We start from the raw sequence: 16659 nt of genomic DNA on the forward strand, positions 1-16659 counted from the left end.
CTCTTTTAACTAGAATAGTGAGTAGATTTATATTATTGCTTCTAGACATGTCTATTACTGAATAGTGGGCTAGAAGAACTTATAATTACTATTACTTTAAGCATTATTGTTTCTTTATTCTGTTCAAAAAGAATTAGAAAGTATTAGAGATAGTATATATGATGAAAATACAAAAGGGGTAAAGTCAGAACTATCTATGGGGGAGTTTGCTCAAGTAGTTAGGGAGTTCACATGGAGATATGTAGTGTGTAAATTTTATAATGGAAATGTGTAATTGTTCCAACATGAAAATGTAGGATTTTATACATTTCTATTTTTTTATGTCTTTCGTATAAGGGCATTTATTCTATTAATATATAGAAATAGTACTAGCCAAACTAAAAATAGCTTCTTAAAAAATTAACTATATTGATGTAGTATAAGCCTAAACTTTATATTTGGATTAAAATTTTCATAAATGAACTTATATGCATAATAGTAATTAAACTTATAAAATTACACAATTTGATCTATTTACCGAAATTTATCACGAAAGCACTTGCAATCAACATTTACCTTAGGTTATTATATACACAGATGTAATAAATTGATTTATAAGGAAAATTATTTAACCGATTAATAGTATAAAAGGGGGGGAATATTATGAAAAAAAAGTTTTTACTAACTCTTGCACTAGTAGTTGGGCTTGGAATTACTGGATTTGCAACAACTGCAGATGCTGGAAACATAGAAGATACTGATTATAAATTTTATATTAGCTCATCTGGCAGTAGTTCTTATACAGATAAGAGACCAAAATATGATGCAACTTCTGCATATATGATGTTTGATTACATTTACGTGACTGGTTATGGTGGGGGATATCATGTAAAAGTAGTTGATGAAAAGGGTAATGACTTTTCAAAATTTTGGTGGAGTCGATATTTTACTTATGATACACCATTCCGCACAGAAGCGTGGATTCCTAACTATGCTTATGAGGATAGAGGATATGGAGTACAGGTTAAATTAAAAGCAGAAGGTAGCGGAGGCGCAGGAATTTGGCATAGTACAGGATGGTGGAGTCCAGATTCAGTTGGAGGAAATTAAAAAGTAAGTTTGTACTGTGCCAGTTTTAAACTGGCGCAGTATAGTTTATATGATTCTGTTCAAAAAGAATTAGAAAGTATTAGAGATAGTATATATGATGAAAATACAAAAGATGTAAAGTCAGAACTATCTATGGGTGAGGTTGCTCAAATAGTTAGGGGGTTCATATGGAGATATGTAGTGTGTAAATTTTATAATGGAAATGTGTAATTGCTCCAACATGAAAATGTAGGAATAATTATACATTTCTATTTTTATGTCTTTTATATAATGAGATGGATTCTATTAATGGGACAGAAACATTAGGCAATGCTATTGAAGTAATGCAAAGCCTATTGGCTAAAGAATTAGTGTGTTTAGTATATAAAAAAGCTAAAGACAATATTCATATAGAAATAATACTAGACGAACTAAAACTAGCTTCCTAAAAAATCAACTATATTGATGTAGTATAGGCCTAAACTTCATATTTGGATTAAAATTTTCATAAATGAACTTATATGCATAATCAGTAATTAAACTCATAAATTACATAATTTAATATATTTACCGAAATTTATAACGAAGGCACTTGTAATTAACATTTATCCTAGGTTATTATATACACAGGTGTAATAAATTTAATTATAAGGAAAATTATTTAACTGATTAACAGTATAAAAGGGGGATAATGGTATGAAAAAAAAGTTTTTACTAACTCTTGCACTAGTAGTTGGGCTTGGAATTACTGGATTTGCAACAACTGCAGATGCTGGAAATATAAAAGACGAGCCTTATAAATTTTATATTAGCTCATCTGGCAGTATTAATCATACAGATGCTAGACCAAAATATGATGCAACTTCTGCATATATGATGTTTGATTATATTAGCTTGAGCGGTTATGGTGGCGGATATCATGTAAAAGTAGTTGATGAAAAAGGGAATGACTTTTCAAAATTTTGGTGGAGTCCATATTTTACTTATGATACACCATTTCGCACAGAAGCGTGGATTCCTAACCATGCTTATGAGGATAGAGGATATGGAGTACAGGTTAAATTAAAAGCAGAAGGTAGCGGAGGAGCAGGAATTTGGCATAGTACAGGATGGTGGAGTCCAGATTCAGTTGGAGGAAATTAAAAAATAAGTTTGTACTGTGCCAGTTTTGAACTGGTACAGTATAGTTTATATGATTTTATTCAGAAAGAATTAGAAAGTATTAGAGATAGTATATATGATGAAAATACAAAAGAGGTAAAGTCAGAGCTATCTACTGGGGACTTTGCTCAAATAGTTAGGGGGTCACATGGAGATATGTAGTGTGTAAATTTTATAATGGAAATGTGTAATTGTTCTAACAGGAAAATGTAGGATTTTATACATTTCTATTTTTTTATGTCTTTTATATAATGGGATTGATTCTATTAATGGGATGGAACAATAGGCAATGCTATTGAAGTAATGCAAAGCCTATTGGCTAAAGAATTAGTGTGTTTAGTATATAAAAAAGCTAAAGACAATATTCCTATAGAAATAATACTAGTCAAACTAAAACTAGCTTCTTAAAAAATTAACTATATTGATGTAGTATAAGTCTAAACTTAATATTTGGATTAAAATTTTCATAAATGAACTTATATACATAATCAGTAATTAAAATCATAAATTACATAATTTGAGCTATTTACCGAAATTTATCACAAAAGCACTTGCAATCAACATTTACCTTAGGTTATTATATACATAGGTGTAATAAATTGAGATATAAAGAAAATTATTTCACTAATTAACAGTATAAAAGGGGGAGAATATTATGAAAAAAAAGTTTTTACTAACTCTTGCACTAGTAGCTGGACTTGGAATTACTGGATTTGCAACAACTGCAGATGCTGGAAACATAAAAGACGAGCCTTATAAATTTAATATCCACTCAGGTGGCAGTCTTACTTACACAGATGCTAGACCCAAATATGATGACACTTCTGCATATATAAGATTTGATTGGCTACAAAATGGTGGAGGCGGATATCATGTAAAAGTAGTTGATGCAAGGGGTAATGACTTCTCAAAATCTTGGTGGAGTTCATATATTACTGTTCTTACAAAGCCAGGAGAAGAACAGTGGATTCGTAACTATGCTTATGAGGATAGAGGATATGGAGTACTGGTTAAATTAGAAGCAGAAGGTCATGGAGGAACAGGAATTTGGAGTAGTACAGGAGTATGGAGTCCAGATTCAGTTGGAGGAAATTAAAAAATAAGTTTGTACTGTGCCAGTTTTAAACTGGCGCAGTATAGTTTATATGATTCTGCTCAAAAAGAATTAGAGAGTATTAGAGATAGTATATATGATGAAAATACAAAAGAGGTAAAGTCAGAACTATCTACGGGGGAGTTTGCTCAAATAGTTAGGGAGTTCACATGGAGATATGTAGTGTGTAAATTTTATAATGGAAATGTGTAATTGTTCTAACAGGAAAATGTAGGATTTTATACATTTCTATTTTTTTATGTCTTTCGTATAAGGGGATTTATTCTATTAATGGGACAGAAACATTAGGCAATACTATTGAAGTAATGCAAAGCCTATTGACTAAAGAATTAGTGTGTTTAGTATATAAAAAAGCTAAAGATAATATTCCTATAGAAATAATACTAGCCAAACTAAAACTAGCTTATTAAAAAAATTAGCTATATTGATGTAGTATAGGCCTAAACTTTATATTTGGATTAAAATTTTCATAAATGAATTTATATGCATAATCAGTAATTAAACTCATCAAATTACATAATTTGAGCTATTTACCGAAATTTATAACAAAAGCACTTGAAATCAACATCTAACTTAGGTTATTATATACATAGGTGTAATAAATTGAGGTATAAAGAAAATTATTTCACTGATTAACGGTATAAAAAGGGGAGAATATTATGAAAAAAAAGTTTTTACTAACTCTTGCACTAGTAGCTGGACTTGGAATTACTGGATTTGCAACAACTGCAGATGCTGGAAACATAAAAGACGAGCCTTATAAATTTTATATTAGCTCATCTGGCAGTATTGCTCATACAGATATTAGACCAAAATATGATGACACTTCTGCATATATTAGGCATGATTACCTGGAGCGTACAGCTTATTCAAACAACGCATACAAGGTAGCAGTAGTTGACTCAAATGGCAATTACTTTTCAAAAACTTGGTGGACTCCATATTTTTATTGTTTTTCATATCCACCAACTGAAGCGTGGATTCCTAACCATGCTTATGAGGATAAAGGATATGGAGTACAGGTTAGATTAAGAGCAGAAGGTGAAGGAGGATCAGGAATTTGGAGTGCTACAGGAGTATGGAGTCCAGATTCAGTTGGAGGAAAATAAAAAATAAGTTTGTACTGTGCCAGTTTTAAACTGGCGCAGTATAGTTTATATAGGAGAAGTTTATGATAAAGATTGAGATAAAGAGAATATTTAAAAGTAGATCTTTCTATGTAGCGCTTTTAGTTGGAATAACAATAGCTTCTTTAGAGGCTTTTAGTAATAATCATATAAGATTAAGTTCACAGGATTTTATAGACTTTTCAAATGGAGTTTATAATAATCTAATATTATATAGTCTTGGAAAATATGTACGAATGCTTCAAATGGTGTTTCCATTAATCGTTACCATTGCTTTTGCAGATGCTTATTTGGAAGATGTAAAAAGCGGTTTTATAAAAAATATAATCACTAGATATGATAAAAAGAAGTATTTAATTAATAGGTTTTTAGTAAATTTTGTTGTCAGTGGATTAATTATTAGTATTCCATTGATAGTAAATTACATGATATATGCTTCTTTTATTCCTAGTATAGAGCCAAAAGTATTTTATAGTTCTCTGACTTTAGAACCAAGAGATTTTTTACCGTATATATACTTTAACTTTCCATTATTGCATGTATTTATAAGAATTTTCTTGTTATTTATATATGGAGGAACCTTTAGTAGTATTGCTTTAGCTAGTAGTATATATTTTAGGAATAAATATGTTATTACAATTATTCCTTTTATAGTTTATATAGCAATGGATGTTATGATGAATATAGTATTAGGCTATACATATTCTCCAATGATTTTTTTATTTAATCCTTCTGGATATAATCATATGTTTATAGCTATTCCACTTATATTAATCACAGCTTGTTTTTCCATATTTACAATTGGAGGAATGAAAAATGAGCTTAATTAATAATTTAAAAAGGGAAATTAAGAATAAAAAAATATATTTTATTTTAATTTCAGTATTTATTCTAATTTATTCATTATCTATTTACTTTATGATGTCTTCATTAAAAGATAAATCAGTAATAAACATTGTTTCACAATTAAATGGACAAGGTGGAATGTCAGGAGTCCCAGCATTTATATATTTATATGCACCTATTTTATTCTTTGGAGTTAATTCTCATATTATAAATAGTGAGAAGGAAAGCTTTATAATAAAGATGAAGAATCGTAAGAATATATTTAATAGTCATGTGGTTTTTGTAATTGCTCTTTCAATTATTATATCTTTACTTATTGTATGCTTAGGATATTGTGTTGGATGGATGTATGCAAGTGGTTTCGAAAATTTATGGCCTAAAAATGATCCCATATATGGACTGCCACAATATAAAAATTTAGATGTACTTGAAATTTTAAATTCTATACCAACATATATTGTAATTTTAAAAACCTTTATAATAAAATTCATGGGACTCTCTGTACTAGGATTTCTTGTTTTAATTTTAAAAAATGTTATAAATAACAATGGAGCATTAGGTATAACAGTATTAGCCATTCCTTTTATAGATGTTGAATTTTTTAATGGTGCACTATTTATGAATAAGTTTTCTTTGACCATAGAAAGTTGGATTAATCCTAGTGATTTTTTAATGAATATTTTATATTTAATTTTCCTTCTTATAGCTCTTTATTTAATAGGTGGAGAGATTTATAAGAATAAAGATTTTATAAGTAAAGGATATTAGTGTAATGGATAATTTAAAATCATTTAAAAACATATTAAAGCTAGATTTGATTTATGGATTTAATTTTTATAAGAAAAAACTCATATTATTTTTAGCTATTATGCTTATTTTAAATATCGGATACATAGTAGCCATAATTAATTACAATGGAAATTTAATGGATTTATTTTTCACTATATATAAAGATTTAGAGTTTAATGAAAAATCAATAGAGGCTCCGATAAATTGGTTAATTGTAAATATATTTACAATATTCATTTTAGGAGATTTTATTAGTGAAAATACTAAAAGAGATTCTAACTATATTTTACTTAGAAGCAAGAAAATTTTGTTATACTGGATATCAAAGTGTACTTGGATTGTTATAAATGTGGTTTTTATATATTTAGTAGTAATGGGTTTAACATATTTATTAGGGGGAGCAGCTTTAGGCTTTAGTTTAGGGGATAGTAGCTTAATAGATAATGAATTAGTTATAAAAGTACCAAATTTAACTATTCTTATATCAATGATTACAACTTATATATTAACATCTATAGCACTGGTATTTATCCAATGCACACTATCGATAGTAATAAATTCCAGATATTCTTTTTTAATAACAACTATAATTTTAACAATGTCTATAGTATCTAAAAATAAATTTCTTATAGGAATTCACTCTATGATTTTAAGACATAATTATTTTAATATTGAAATTGGGATATCAATATTATTTTCAACTATTTATACAATATTTATAAGTGTTATATTGATGATTTTGGGATATAAATTATTAAAAAATAAGGATTTTATATAGTAATGGGGTGTATTTATGAATGAAAGTTATTATTTAAAGGTAGAAAATTTATCTAAAGAAATAAAGAATACAAGAATTCTTAATAATATAAATTTAAAACTTAATAAAGGAAAAATATACGGATTTAGAGGAAAAAATGGTTCAGGAAAAACAATGTTGTTTAGAGCCTTATGTGGGTTAATAAAGCCGACAGAGGGAAAGGTAGAAATTAATGGACAAGTATTAGGAGAGGATATTTCATTTCCTGAAAGTGTGGGAGTTATTATTGAATATCCTGGTTTTTTACCAAACTTAAGTGGCTATGAAAATCTTAAGCTTATTTCTGAAATTAATAATAAAGTAGGAGATAAGGAAATTAAAGAGATTATATCAGCAGTAGGATTAGATCCTGAAGATAAAAAGAAGTTTAAAAAATACTCCTTAGGTATGAAACAACGCCTAGGAATAGCTCAAGCCTTAATGGAAAATCCTGAGTTGATAATATTGGATGAACCTACCAATGCACTAGATTCAGATGCAGTATTATCAATTAAAGAATTACTTATCAACATGAAAAATAGTAATAAGTTAATTTTAATAGCAAGCCATGATAAGGAAGAATTAGAGGTTTTATCAGATGAAATTTTTTACATAGAAAATGGTTCTATTGTTAATCATGAAATATTAAGGGAGGAGCAGTAATGAAGAAAAGTAAAATAGCAATATTTTTATTAATTATTATTTTATTAATATTTGGATATCGCTATTATAAGGTTAATCATAATGTTCCCTTAAAGTATACAATGGAATACTACGAAAATGGAAATTATGCAGATTGCGAAGGACTTGAAATAAAGATACTTTCAACAGAAACTAAAAAACATGATGCTACAAATAAATTCGGAACAGAGTTTATACAACTTATAGTAAATTCAGAAATTGTAAACACCACATCTGAGGTGAAAGATGCTATTACTTTTCAAGAATCAGCAATAGTAATAGATTATTATAGTGTCCAGACAGGACCTGCAAAGCTAGATAAAGGCAATTTAAGAAAGGTTCAACCAGGAGAAACGCTACTGCTTACACAGGTGTATATACTTGAAAAGGAACGATATGAAAAAGGAAAAGATAATGTGTATATGTATTTAAGAGAAAAGCTATATCCCAATGAAATAAAGGAAAAATTTGATGATGGCATTAGATATAGAAAGGCACTAAAAATTTAGGGGGAAAATATGAATAAAAAATCTAAGGGTTATATATTAGCAATAGTATTAACAATAATGGCTGTATCCCTTGTGGTGTATGAAATTAAATCAAATAGAGCTAATCTTGATATTTTTAATAAAAAAGATGAAGTTATAACATGGGAAGAGGAAAAGACGGAAGAAAATAATACTAATAAAAAAATAAAATTATCACAGGAAGAGGAAAGAATGCTAGAGTCAAGTCCAATAGGTGAAAAAATAAAAAATAGTTTAAATTATCCTGATAAGGAAGAGATACATTTTAAGATGATTAATGCTGTAGATAATTTTAAGACATGTAAGGGAGAGTTTATTGAAGAAATGCCTAGGGAAAACTCTCGTATGAAGTGCACCTTTGCAGTTGATACAGAAAATAAAACTTCAGTAAATGTAGATGATACAGAAGGAAAAGAGCCTATAACCTTAATTTATCATGATAATAAAAGAAAAGTTTTTGATGATAATGATAAAATCTATAGAGAATTTGAGGAAAAGCAACATAAGGCAAAACCTACAATAGTAAAACCCATTAGATTATTTTTAAAACCAGAGCTTAACAGAACGGACCTTGGGTATTTAGGGGTAAGCCGATATATTATTTCTTCGGATTCACTTACCAAATATCTATTTATTTATGAAGATTGGGATTACACAGAGTCAACTTTTTTAGGAAGAGATGTGTATAAGCTAGAAGGAGCAATTGATCAACAGTTATCTAATACAAATCAAGGTAAATTTTGTTTAATTATGGATAAAGAAACTGGAATAATACTTCAATTTCTATCCTTTGATGATAATGAAAATGTAAAATACAAATTAGAGTGCACTAATTTAGAAGTAAATATTCCAATAGATGAAAGCGTGTACAACAAAGATACTTCTGGATATGTAAAAAAATAAGAAAATATAAAAGGTTGATTATCTCAGCAATCTTTAAAATAAAAAAGTAAACAGTATTTTGAAGTGAGCCCAACTAAATGGACATTTCTGTGGAGCCTGTGAAAAACTCTATAAATTACAAATAATAGCAGCTTTCTATGATAAAATAAATATATCATAGAAAGCTGTTTTATTATGGGAAGAAGAAGATAAAAATAATAGGTCCTTTTTATAGGACTAAAGATATTAATTATTTTCTTTCCTTAATCATACCTTTTCTATATGCATTTAATAGCATTTGAAGGTAATGAATCTGGCTTATAAGCTCCTTACCTATATCAGTATCTCTAATCTTTAGTCTTTTAGAATTAAATTCTAAAATGAAGTTAGTAGAGAGAATATCTTTACCTTCATCAATGGCAGTTTGAGTTGATTCAAAAGGTTCATGCTGAACTAATTGAAGTCCATAGGAATTATAAATTAAAGTATACCCTGCGATACCTGTTTCGGGTTGATAAGCTTTAGAGAAGCCTCCATCTATAACTAGAAGTTTTCCGTTAGCTTTAATAGGAGTTTCCCCTTTAATAGTTTTAACAGGTACATGTCCATTAATGATGTGAGAGTGCTCAGGAGAAAGATCAAACTCTAATAATATATTATTGCACACTTCTTCATTATCCCTAAGATTGAAGTAAGGGCACTTATTTTCTTTATGAGTTACCTTATCATTTATAAAATATCTTTCAAAGGTGGCCATTTTATCCTTACCGAAAAGAGGTGAATCAGGACCACACCATAAGTACCACATATAGTCTAAAGCATAGTGAGCATTTTGGCTGTCAGATTCATTAAAGTAAGCTTCTCTAGCAATTCTATCTACTTTATCTAGATATTCTTTTCCTGCATACTCTAGATTTTTAAGCTTAACCTTTTTAAATGAACCATCTTCATTTAACGGAATAGAAGCATGATATAAAAGATTAGCATTACTCTTTAAATAAAGGCTACCCTTAGAGTAAAGACATCTAACATGTTTCTCAAGCTTTTCACTATTTAAGAAAGAGGTATGAAGCTTGGACATTAATTCTTTTTCTTCATCTGTTAATTTATAAGGATTATTAATATCTATAGTTGGGAAGTTAGTATCATTTAGTGGATACTCTTTGCCATCTATAAGAATTGTTCCTTTTTCATAATTAATTTTACCAAGAAATCTTCTATCATCCATATTAAATTCAGGGTGTCTTTTAATAATTTCACCTTCTAATTTGAACTGAATAATAGAAATTGCCTTATGCATTTGAGCCATAAGTTTTAAATCTTTTTCTTTATAATAATTAACATTAACCTTTGGTTTAAATGATTTACATGGATCATTAGAATACACATCCATGGCAAAGCGTGCTAAAGGTAAAATGTTTATACCATAACCATCTTCTAAAGTTTCTAGATTAGCATACCTAGTACATATTCTTATAACATTACAAATGCAGCTGTCATTTCCAGCAGCAGCTCCCATCCAAAGAATATCATGATTACCCCATTGAATATCATAGGAGTGATAGTTACAAAGAGTATCCATAATTATATGTGCACCAGGACCTCTATCATAGATATCTCCAACTATATGAAGAGTATCTATAGTTAATCTTTGAATAACATTGCAGATTGCAATTATAAAGTCTTTAGCTCTACCTATGGAAATTATGGTATCTAGTATTCCATTAAAGTAGTTCTGTTTATTTGGTCTTGCTTCAGACTCATGAAGCAGTTCCTCTATGATGTATGAGAAGTCTGCAGGAAGAGCCTTTCTAACCTTAGAACGAGTATATTTAGAAGACACATTTCTACATACTTGAATTAATTGGTTAAGGGTAATTTTGTACCAATCATCGTGATCAACTTCTTTAGAAAGAGCAATATCAATGTATTGTTCAGGATAATATATAAGGGTACATAATGCTTTTTTCTCAGTTTCTCTAAGGGTATTACCAAAGATGTCATTAACCTTTCTTTTTATAACTCCTGAAGCATTTTTTAACACATGTTGAAAAGCTTCATATTCTCCATGAAGATCTGTTAAAAAGTGTTCTGTACCTTTAGGTAAATTTAATATTGCCTCTAAGTTTATTATTTCAGTGCATGCATCTGATATTGTAGGAAAATTATGAGAAAGAAGTTCTAGGTATTTCAAATCTTTTTCAATTATATCAGCACTTATTTCGCAAGTTTTGCCCATAACAATCTCCTTCTTAGCAAATAACTATCTCTTATAGTTATATGTAATATGCTATATTATAATTACTGTATATGGATATTATACATTAAAACTATATAATTTTCTAATAGCATAAATAGAAAGTTTGAATTAGAGGAAAATTGTAAGTTATTGACATAAACTAAAATTTATTTATAAATTTTGGTGTTTATTGATTGATAATGTAGAATCATATATACTATTAATTGATATACTATTAGTTGAAATGTATATGAGTTTAAGGAGGAAATGATCATGAAAAAGAAACTATTAAGTACTCTTTTAAGTGTGGTCTTGGTTGGAACTATGCTAGTTGGATGTAGTTCTAAGCAAGGAGCAAAAAATGACATAGATAAAAGTAAAGGTGAAGAAATTACACTTATGGTTCCAGATTGGGGTAATCCAGGAGAAGAATTAATCAAAGAATTCCAAGGGAAAACTGGAATTGAAGTAATTGTAAATGAAGTAAGCTGGAATGATATCCGAAATAAAGTTTCGATTGCAGCTTCTGGTGGAGCAGCAGCTGCTGATGTAATAGAAGTTGACTGGTCTTGGGTTGGTGAAATGAACAGTGCAGGATGGTTAGAACCGCTTGATTTTTCTGATGAAGATAAAGCAGATATCCCTACATTGGAAACATTCACAATTGATGGGAAAATTTTGGCAGCTCCATATGCCAATGATTACAGAATTGCGTACTATAACAAAGAACATTTTAAAGCAGCAGGTATTGATAAAGCCCCTGAAACATGGGCTGAAGTATATGACGATTTAACAAAAATCAAAGCAGCAAAAGTTGTAGATTATCCATTTACAATGCCGATGAACGCAGATGAATCTGCAACAACATCTATGATGTGGATGGCATTTGCAAGAAATGGGATTGTATTTAACGATGATAATACATTAAATAAAGAATCTGTAGTAGATGCTCTTGAATTTGAAAAGAAAATGGTAGACGAAGGATTAATAGACCCATCAGCAAAAACATCCTCAGGAATGGACTGCTACCGTAAGATTACATCTGGCGAAGCAAGTTTCATGGTTGGACCAACAAAATTCGTTGGTATTAGCAATGATCCTGAACAATGTAGCGTAGTTGGGGATATTGTACCGATTTTATTACCAGGAAAGGCAGGCACTTCTGAAGTGACAATGCCACTTCCAGAAGCAATCGGTATAACGAAATTCTCTGAACATAAAGAAGCTGCTAAGAAGTTCGTAGAATGGTATACTTCTGCAGAAACTCAGAAAAAATTATATGCAGCAAATAGCTCTATTCCTACACGTAATTCTGTATTGGAAGAGTTAATTAATGATGGAACATTTAAAAATGCAGGTGCTATGCTTGATGAAGCAAAATTAATCAAATCTCCATTCCCAAATGGAGTTCCTGACTATTATTCAGAAATGAGTAATGCAATATATAACAATATAAATAAAATGGTTCTTGGTGAAATTTCAGCACAGGAAGCATTTGATGCTATGAATAAAAAAGTAACAGAGTTAGCAAAATAGTAAGAAAAGTAATAAGAAAATTATAGGTGTCATAAAGGCACTTATAATTTTCTATATTGATGGAAGTGTAGATATGTATAAAAGAAAAAAAGTAAATATATTGCCATATGTATTGCTGTTACCAATGATTATAATTATGTGTGCATTGGTGTTTTATCCAATTATTATTACCTTTTCATATAGCTTACATACCATGAAATTGACTTCACCAAACGATATTGATTTCATTAAGTTTCAAAATTATATTTCAATATTGAAATCTCCTTCATTTTGGTATAGTATTCAAAATACTATGTTTTTATTGGTGACTGTAGTAGTATTTACAACGGTTTTTGGATTGTTAGTTGCGCTGATTTTGAATGTAGATACAAAGATATCAGGAGTATTGATGGCGATTGCAATTCTACCATGGGCCATGCCACCCATTGTAAATGGTATTATATGGCGCTTTATATTTCATCCAGGATATGGATTCATGAATAAGTTGCTTATTATGCTAAATCTTACTGACAAGCCAATTGAATGGTTGTCTTCTAGATGGCTTTTGCTGTTGGTAGTAGCAATTGTGGCAGCATGGAGAAGTGTTCCTTTTTGTGCCATTGTATGTTTCTCGGGGCTTCGTGCCATACCTAGTGAAATCTATGAGGCAGCTCGAATTGATGGTGGAGGAAAGTGGACGGTATTCCGCCATGTCACCGCGCCATTGCTACTTCCATTTTTGGGAATAGGGATTACTTCAGCTTCAATTACGGCAATTAATATTTTTGATGAAATTGTGGCCTTATCAGGGTATAGTGATTTAGGGAAAAACTTATTAATAGAAGATTATTTGACCATCTTTTCATTCCTTGACTTTGGAAAGGGAAGCGCATTGACATATATCATTATGTTTATATCTGCAATCTTAGGATTTTTCTATCTTCGTAGCATGAATAAGGAGGTGGAGTACTAATGGAGCAGAAAAAGAAGATGAATATAACATATACATTAGCAGTGATTATATTCTTGATTCTTACGGTAGGGCCATTTGTATGGGCATTTTGTGTATCCATTACACCGGAATATGAAATGTTTAAAAATACAATGAATATGTTCCCAAAAGACGCAATATGGGACAATTATAAGGTTTTATTTGATATAGGAAGCCAGCAGAACATACGATTGTTCAAAGGACTTGGTAATTCATTGAAGGCAGTATTTTGTACACTTTGTATAGGGCTTCCGATATCACTAATCAGTGCATATACTCTTTCACGTATGAAGTTTAAAGGGAGGACATTTATTCGAAATGCAATGTTAATTACTATGGTAATACCGGTATTTGCGACGATTATTCCACTGTTCCGCATATTTATGGAAAAGAAACTTCTTGATAACACATTCTGGTTGAGTGTTGTTTATGTAAGCTCATTCCTTCCCATGAGTACATGGCTGATATCAAATTATTTTTCAACGATTCCAAAAGAGTTAGAAGAAGCAGCATGGGTAGACGGCTGCGGAAGAATTGAGACACTTTTTAGGATTATTCTTCCGATTTCCTATCCGATTATACTTTCTGCTGCCCTTATTATGTTTCTTGGTGCTTGGAATCAATTTCAGATACCGCTGATACTTGCATCTTCTATGAATACTAAACCAGTATCCATCGTAACATCAGAATTTATGACCAAAGATTCTATTCAATACGGTATTACTGCAGCAGCAGGGTTGATTGCAATAGCTCCTCCTGCACTGATAGCATTGATATTTAGGAAGTTTCTAGTATCTGGTATGACCGGGGGTTCAACAAAAGGATAAAACAAAAGGATAATATGTAATTTGAGATATCACAAAATTTAGTTTAGGACGTAACAAACATTAAAGTTGTTACGTCCTAAATTAATTATTTTACAAAATGAGTACTTAATCTTAATGTAAAGCTTGTTTTAAATTATATATTACTCTAGAAAATATTAATATATTAAAAGCTTATTCTTTTTCCTGTATCTTTATCAAAGAAGTGAAGCTTACTTGTGTCAATAGCTACATTTACTTTTTCTTCTGATTTTATACTTGTAGGAAATGGAGCTTTTGCGATTAACTTTTTACCATTACAGTCTAGATGTAAGTATACTTCTGAGCCCATTAGCTCAACTATGTCAACCTTAGTTGATATCATATTACTTAGAGTATCCTTAATGGAGTTATTTCCAACATATACATCTTCAGGTCTAAAACCAAGGATAATAGTTTTATTTATGTATTTATTAAACAATGCCTTAATTTCTTCAGTATTAGGTAGCTTAAGGACATTTCCATGAAATTCAGCATAAAAACCATCAGGTTTATTTACTAGAGAAACTTCTAAGGTATTCATTTTAGGAGATCCCATGAATTCAGCTACAAATAGGTTACAAGGCTTGTTGTATAGGCCCATAGGCGTATCCACCTGTTGAATAAGTCCATCCTTCATTACCACAATTCTATCGCCCATAGTCATTGCTTCTGTTTGATCATGGGTAACATATACAAAGGTCGTACCTAAAGTTTTGTGTAGCTTAGTTATCTCTGTTCTCATTTGTGTCCTAAGCTTTGTATCTAAATTTGATAGTGGCTCGTCAAGCAAGAATACTGCTGGATTACGAACAATAGCACGGCCTAAGGCAACTCTTTGACGCTGGCCTCCTGATAACTGCTTAGGTTTACGGCGGAGGAGATCTTCAATGTCTAAAGTTTTAGCAACTTCAGTAATTTTTCTATGAATTTCATCCTTTGGTACCTTTCTCATCTTAAGGCCAAAAGCCATGTTCTTATATACGGTCATGTGAGGATATAGGGCATAGTTTTGAAACACCATGGCAATATCTCTATCCTTAGGAGCAACATTGTTTACTAAATTATCACCAATGAACAATTCACCATCTGTAATATCTTCAAGCCCTGCAATCATTCTTAAAGTGGTAGATTTTCCGCAGCCTGATGGCCCAACTAAAATAAGAAATTCCTTATCCCTTATCTCTAAGTTAAGGTCTTTGACAGCGACAACATTTCCATCATATTTTTTCATAATGTTATTAAAGGTTATCTTGGCCATTTTATTGCTCCTCTCAAATATATATAATAATAGTTCAGTTATATTTAACATATATTATAGTACACTTTATTACTATGTCAATAAAAATACAAATTGCATCTAAGGCATCCTCAAAATATACTTCCCATCTTTGACTTATTATTTATTTTCATATGCCTAAAGTAATTGAAAAGGTGCATTCTAAGTGATAGGATTAAAGAATAATAACTATAAGAATTAAACAAACTATTTATAAAATAAGATAAGGAGTGATTAATATGAATAAAATGCTTAATCTTAAACGTTGGGCCTTACTTGGTGCCACAAATGACACTACAAGGTTTGGCTATAAAATCTTCAGATTATTAGAGGATAAAGGGTATACTGTGTATGGAATAAATCCTAAATATAATTCTATAGATGGAATAAAGTTATATAAATCTATAGAAGAATTACCAGAGGTAATAGATGGAATAAACATAATAGTTAATCCTAAAATTGCTTTAGAATCTCTTCCTAAAATAAAAGCAAAGGGAATCAAAAATGTATGGTTCCAACCAGGTTCCTTTAATGAGGAAGTTATAGAAGAAGCTAAAAAATTAGGCTTTAATATAGAAGTAGAAGACTGTATGCATGTAGAGCTAAGTAAACTATAATTCTTTAAGTAATAAGGAAATATATTAAGATTCAAATAATATGATAAATAAATAATGGGATTGCCTCCTAATAATTAACTTATTTGAAGGCAGTCCTATTTATATGCAATATTTAGATATGATATCATGCAATTTTTGTATAAGGCATCTTCAAAAAATAAATAAGTCAGAATGCTCGTCTATTT

22 protein-coding genes are annotated in these 16659 nt (G+C 30.0%); 20 read left to right on the forward strand and 2 right to left on the reverse strand.

Features of this window, described 5'->3' with window-relative positions:
• Positions 1-642: 642 nt before the first annotated feature.
• The 16 genes from B3W71_RS04325 (at position 643) to B3W71_RS04385 (ending at position 9012) form a co-directional block, all read left to right on the forward strand.
• A complete protein-coding gene (locus B3W71_RS04325; protein WP_346887713.1) occupies positions 643-1089 on the forward strand; it encodes a hypothetical protein in 447 nt (148 codons plus the stop codon).
• Positions 1090-1098: 9 nt separating this feature from the next.
• A complete protein-coding gene (locus B3W71_RS04330) occupies positions 1099-1299 on the forward strand; it encodes a hypothetical protein (protein ID WP_346887714.1) in 201 nt (66 codons plus the stop codon).
• Between the two features lie 376 nt (positions 1300-1675).
• Entirely contained in the window at positions 1676-1741 is a 66-nt protein-coding gene (locus B3W71_RS19235) for a hypothetical protein (RefSeq protein WP_414631977.1), read from the forward strand.
• A gap of 23 nt (positions 1742-1764) precedes the next feature.
• A complete protein-coding gene (locus B3W71_RS04335) occupies positions 1765-2211 on the forward strand; it encodes a hypothetical protein (protein ID WP_346887715.1) in 447 nt (148 codons plus the stop codon).
• 9 nt (positions 2212-2220) lie between these two features.
• On the forward strand, positions 2221-2391 hold the full coding sequence (locus B3W71_RS04340; RefSeq protein WP_346887716.1) for a hypothetical protein: 171 nt from the start codon (positions 2221-2223) through the stop codon (positions 2389-2391).
• Between the two features lie 389 nt (positions 2392-2780).
• Positions 2781-2861 (forward strand): hypothetical protein, encoded by an 81-nt coding sequence (locus B3W71_RS19240; protein ID WP_414631978.1) that lies wholly within the window; start codon positions 2781-2783, stop codon positions 2859-2861.
• 23 nt (positions 2862-2884) lie between these two features.
• Positions 2885-3325, forward strand: coding sequence for a hypothetical protein (locus B3W71_RS04345; RefSeq protein WP_346887717.1), 441 nt, complete (start codon positions 2885-2887; stop codon positions 3323-3325).
• Between the two features lie 9 nt (positions 3326-3334).
• Entirely contained in the window at positions 3335-3535 is a 201-nt protein-coding gene (locus B3W71_RS04350) for a hypothetical protein (RefSeq protein ID WP_346887718.1), read from the forward strand.
• Between the two features lie 363 nt (positions 3536-3898).
• On the forward strand, positions 3899-3979 hold the full coding sequence (locus tag B3W71_RS19245; protein WP_414631979.1) for a hypothetical protein: 81 nt from the start codon (positions 3899-3901) through the stop codon (positions 3977-3979).
• Between the two features lie 23 nt (positions 3980-4002).
• The gene (locus B3W71_RS04355) at positions 4003-4452 is read left to right on the forward strand and encodes a hypothetical protein (protein WP_346887719.1); all 450 of its coding nucleotides are present in this window, start codon (positions 4003-4005) and stop codon (positions 4450-4452) included.
• Between the two features lie 62 nt (positions 4453-4514).
• On the forward strand, positions 4515-5300 hold the full coding sequence (locus B3W71_RS04360) for a hypothetical protein (RefSeq protein WP_346887720.1): 786 nt from the start codon (positions 4515-4517) through the stop codon (positions 5298-5300).
• Positions 5287-6084, forward strand: a complete 798-nt coding sequence (locus B3W71_RS04365) for a hypothetical protein (protein WP_346887721.1) — start codon at positions 5287-5289, stop codon at positions 6082-6084. Before B3W71_RS04360 ends, B3W71_RS04365 begins: the two co-directional genes overlap by 14 nt.
• Positions 6085-6088: 4 nt before the next feature.
• Positions 6089-6883, forward strand: a complete 795-nt coding sequence (locus B3W71_RS04370; protein ID WP_346887722.1) for a hypothetical protein — start codon at positions 6089-6091, stop codon at positions 6881-6883.
• A 15-nt stretch (positions 6884-6898) separates the two neighbouring features.
• On the forward strand, positions 6899-7564 hold the full coding sequence (locus tag B3W71_RS04375; RefSeq protein WP_346887723.1) for an ATP-binding cassette domain-containing protein: 666 nt from the start codon (positions 6899-6901) through the stop codon (positions 7562-7564).
• Positions 7564-8091: a hypothetical protein gene (locus tag B3W71_RS04380; protein ID WP_346887724.1), complete on the forward strand. Its 528-nt coding sequence runs from the start codon at positions 7564-7566 to the stop codon at positions 8089-8091. The genes B3W71_RS04375 and B3W71_RS04380 overlap by 1 nt, the downstream gene beginning before the upstream one ends.
• Before the next feature lie 9 nt (positions 8092-8100).
• Positions 8101-9012 carry a hypothetical protein gene (locus B3W71_RS04385; protein ID WP_346887725.1) on the forward strand — a complete coding sequence of 304 codons (912 nt, stop codon included), beginning with the start codon at positions 8101-8103 and terminating at the stop codon, positions 9010-9012.
• A 229-nt stretch (positions 9013-9241) separates the two neighbouring features.
• Here B3W71_RS04385 and B3W71_RS04390 read toward each other — a convergent pair whose 3' ends face one another.
• Positions 9242-11230, reverse strand: coding sequence for a fructose-1,6-bisphosphatase (locus B3W71_RS04390; protein WP_346887726.1), 1989 nt, complete (start codon positions 11228-11230; stop codon positions 9242-9244).
• 273 nt (positions 11231-11503) lie between these two features.
• Here B3W71_RS04390 and B3W71_RS04395 point away from each other — a divergent pair, with 273 nt between their 5' ends.
• From B3W71_RS04395 to B3W71_RS04405, 3 genes are all read left to right on the forward strand, one after another.
• Positions 11504-12766 (forward strand): sugar ABC transporter substrate-binding protein, encoded by a 1263-nt coding sequence (locus tag B3W71_RS04395; RefSeq protein WP_346887727.1) that lies wholly within the window; start codon positions 11504-11506, stop codon positions 12764-12766.
• A 73-nt stretch (positions 12767-12839) separates the two neighbouring features.
• The gene (locus B3W71_RS04400; RefSeq protein WP_346887728.1) at positions 12840-13718 is read left to right on the forward strand and encodes a sugar ABC transporter permease; all 879 of its coding nucleotides are present in this window, start codon (positions 12840-12842) and stop codon (positions 13716-13718) included.
• The gene (locus tag B3W71_RS04405) at positions 13718-14563 is read left to right on the forward strand and encodes a carbohydrate ABC transporter permease (RefSeq protein ID WP_346887729.1); all 846 of its coding nucleotides are present in this window, start codon (positions 13718-13720) and stop codon (positions 14561-14563) included. The genes B3W71_RS04400 and B3W71_RS04405 overlap by 1 nt, the downstream gene beginning before the upstream one ends.
• Before the next feature lie 163 nt (positions 14564-14726).
• On the opposite strand, the gene B3W71_RS04410 is transcribed toward B3W71_RS04405, so the two are convergent.
• Complete coding sequence (locus tag B3W71_RS04410; protein ID WP_346887730.1) at positions 14727-15839, reverse strand: sn-glycerol-3-phosphate ABC transporter ATP-binding protein UgpC; 1113 nt, start codon at positions 15837-15839, stop codon at positions 14727-14729.
• A gap of 257 nt (positions 15840-16096) precedes the next feature.
• On the opposite strand from B3W71_RS04410, the gene B3W71_RS04415 reads away from it, so the two are divergent.
• Positions 16097-16474 (forward strand): CoA-binding protein, encoded by a 378-nt coding sequence (locus B3W71_RS04415; RefSeq protein WP_346887731.1) that lies wholly within the window; start codon positions 16097-16099, stop codon positions 16472-16474.
• Positions 16475-16659 lie beyond the last annotated feature (185 nt).

The sequence above is a fragment of the Clostridium sp. UBA1056 genome (assembly GCA_002316385.1).
In the GTDB taxonomy this organism is placed as follows: Bacteria; Bacillota; Clostridia; order Clostridiales; family Clostridiaceae; genus Clostridium_J.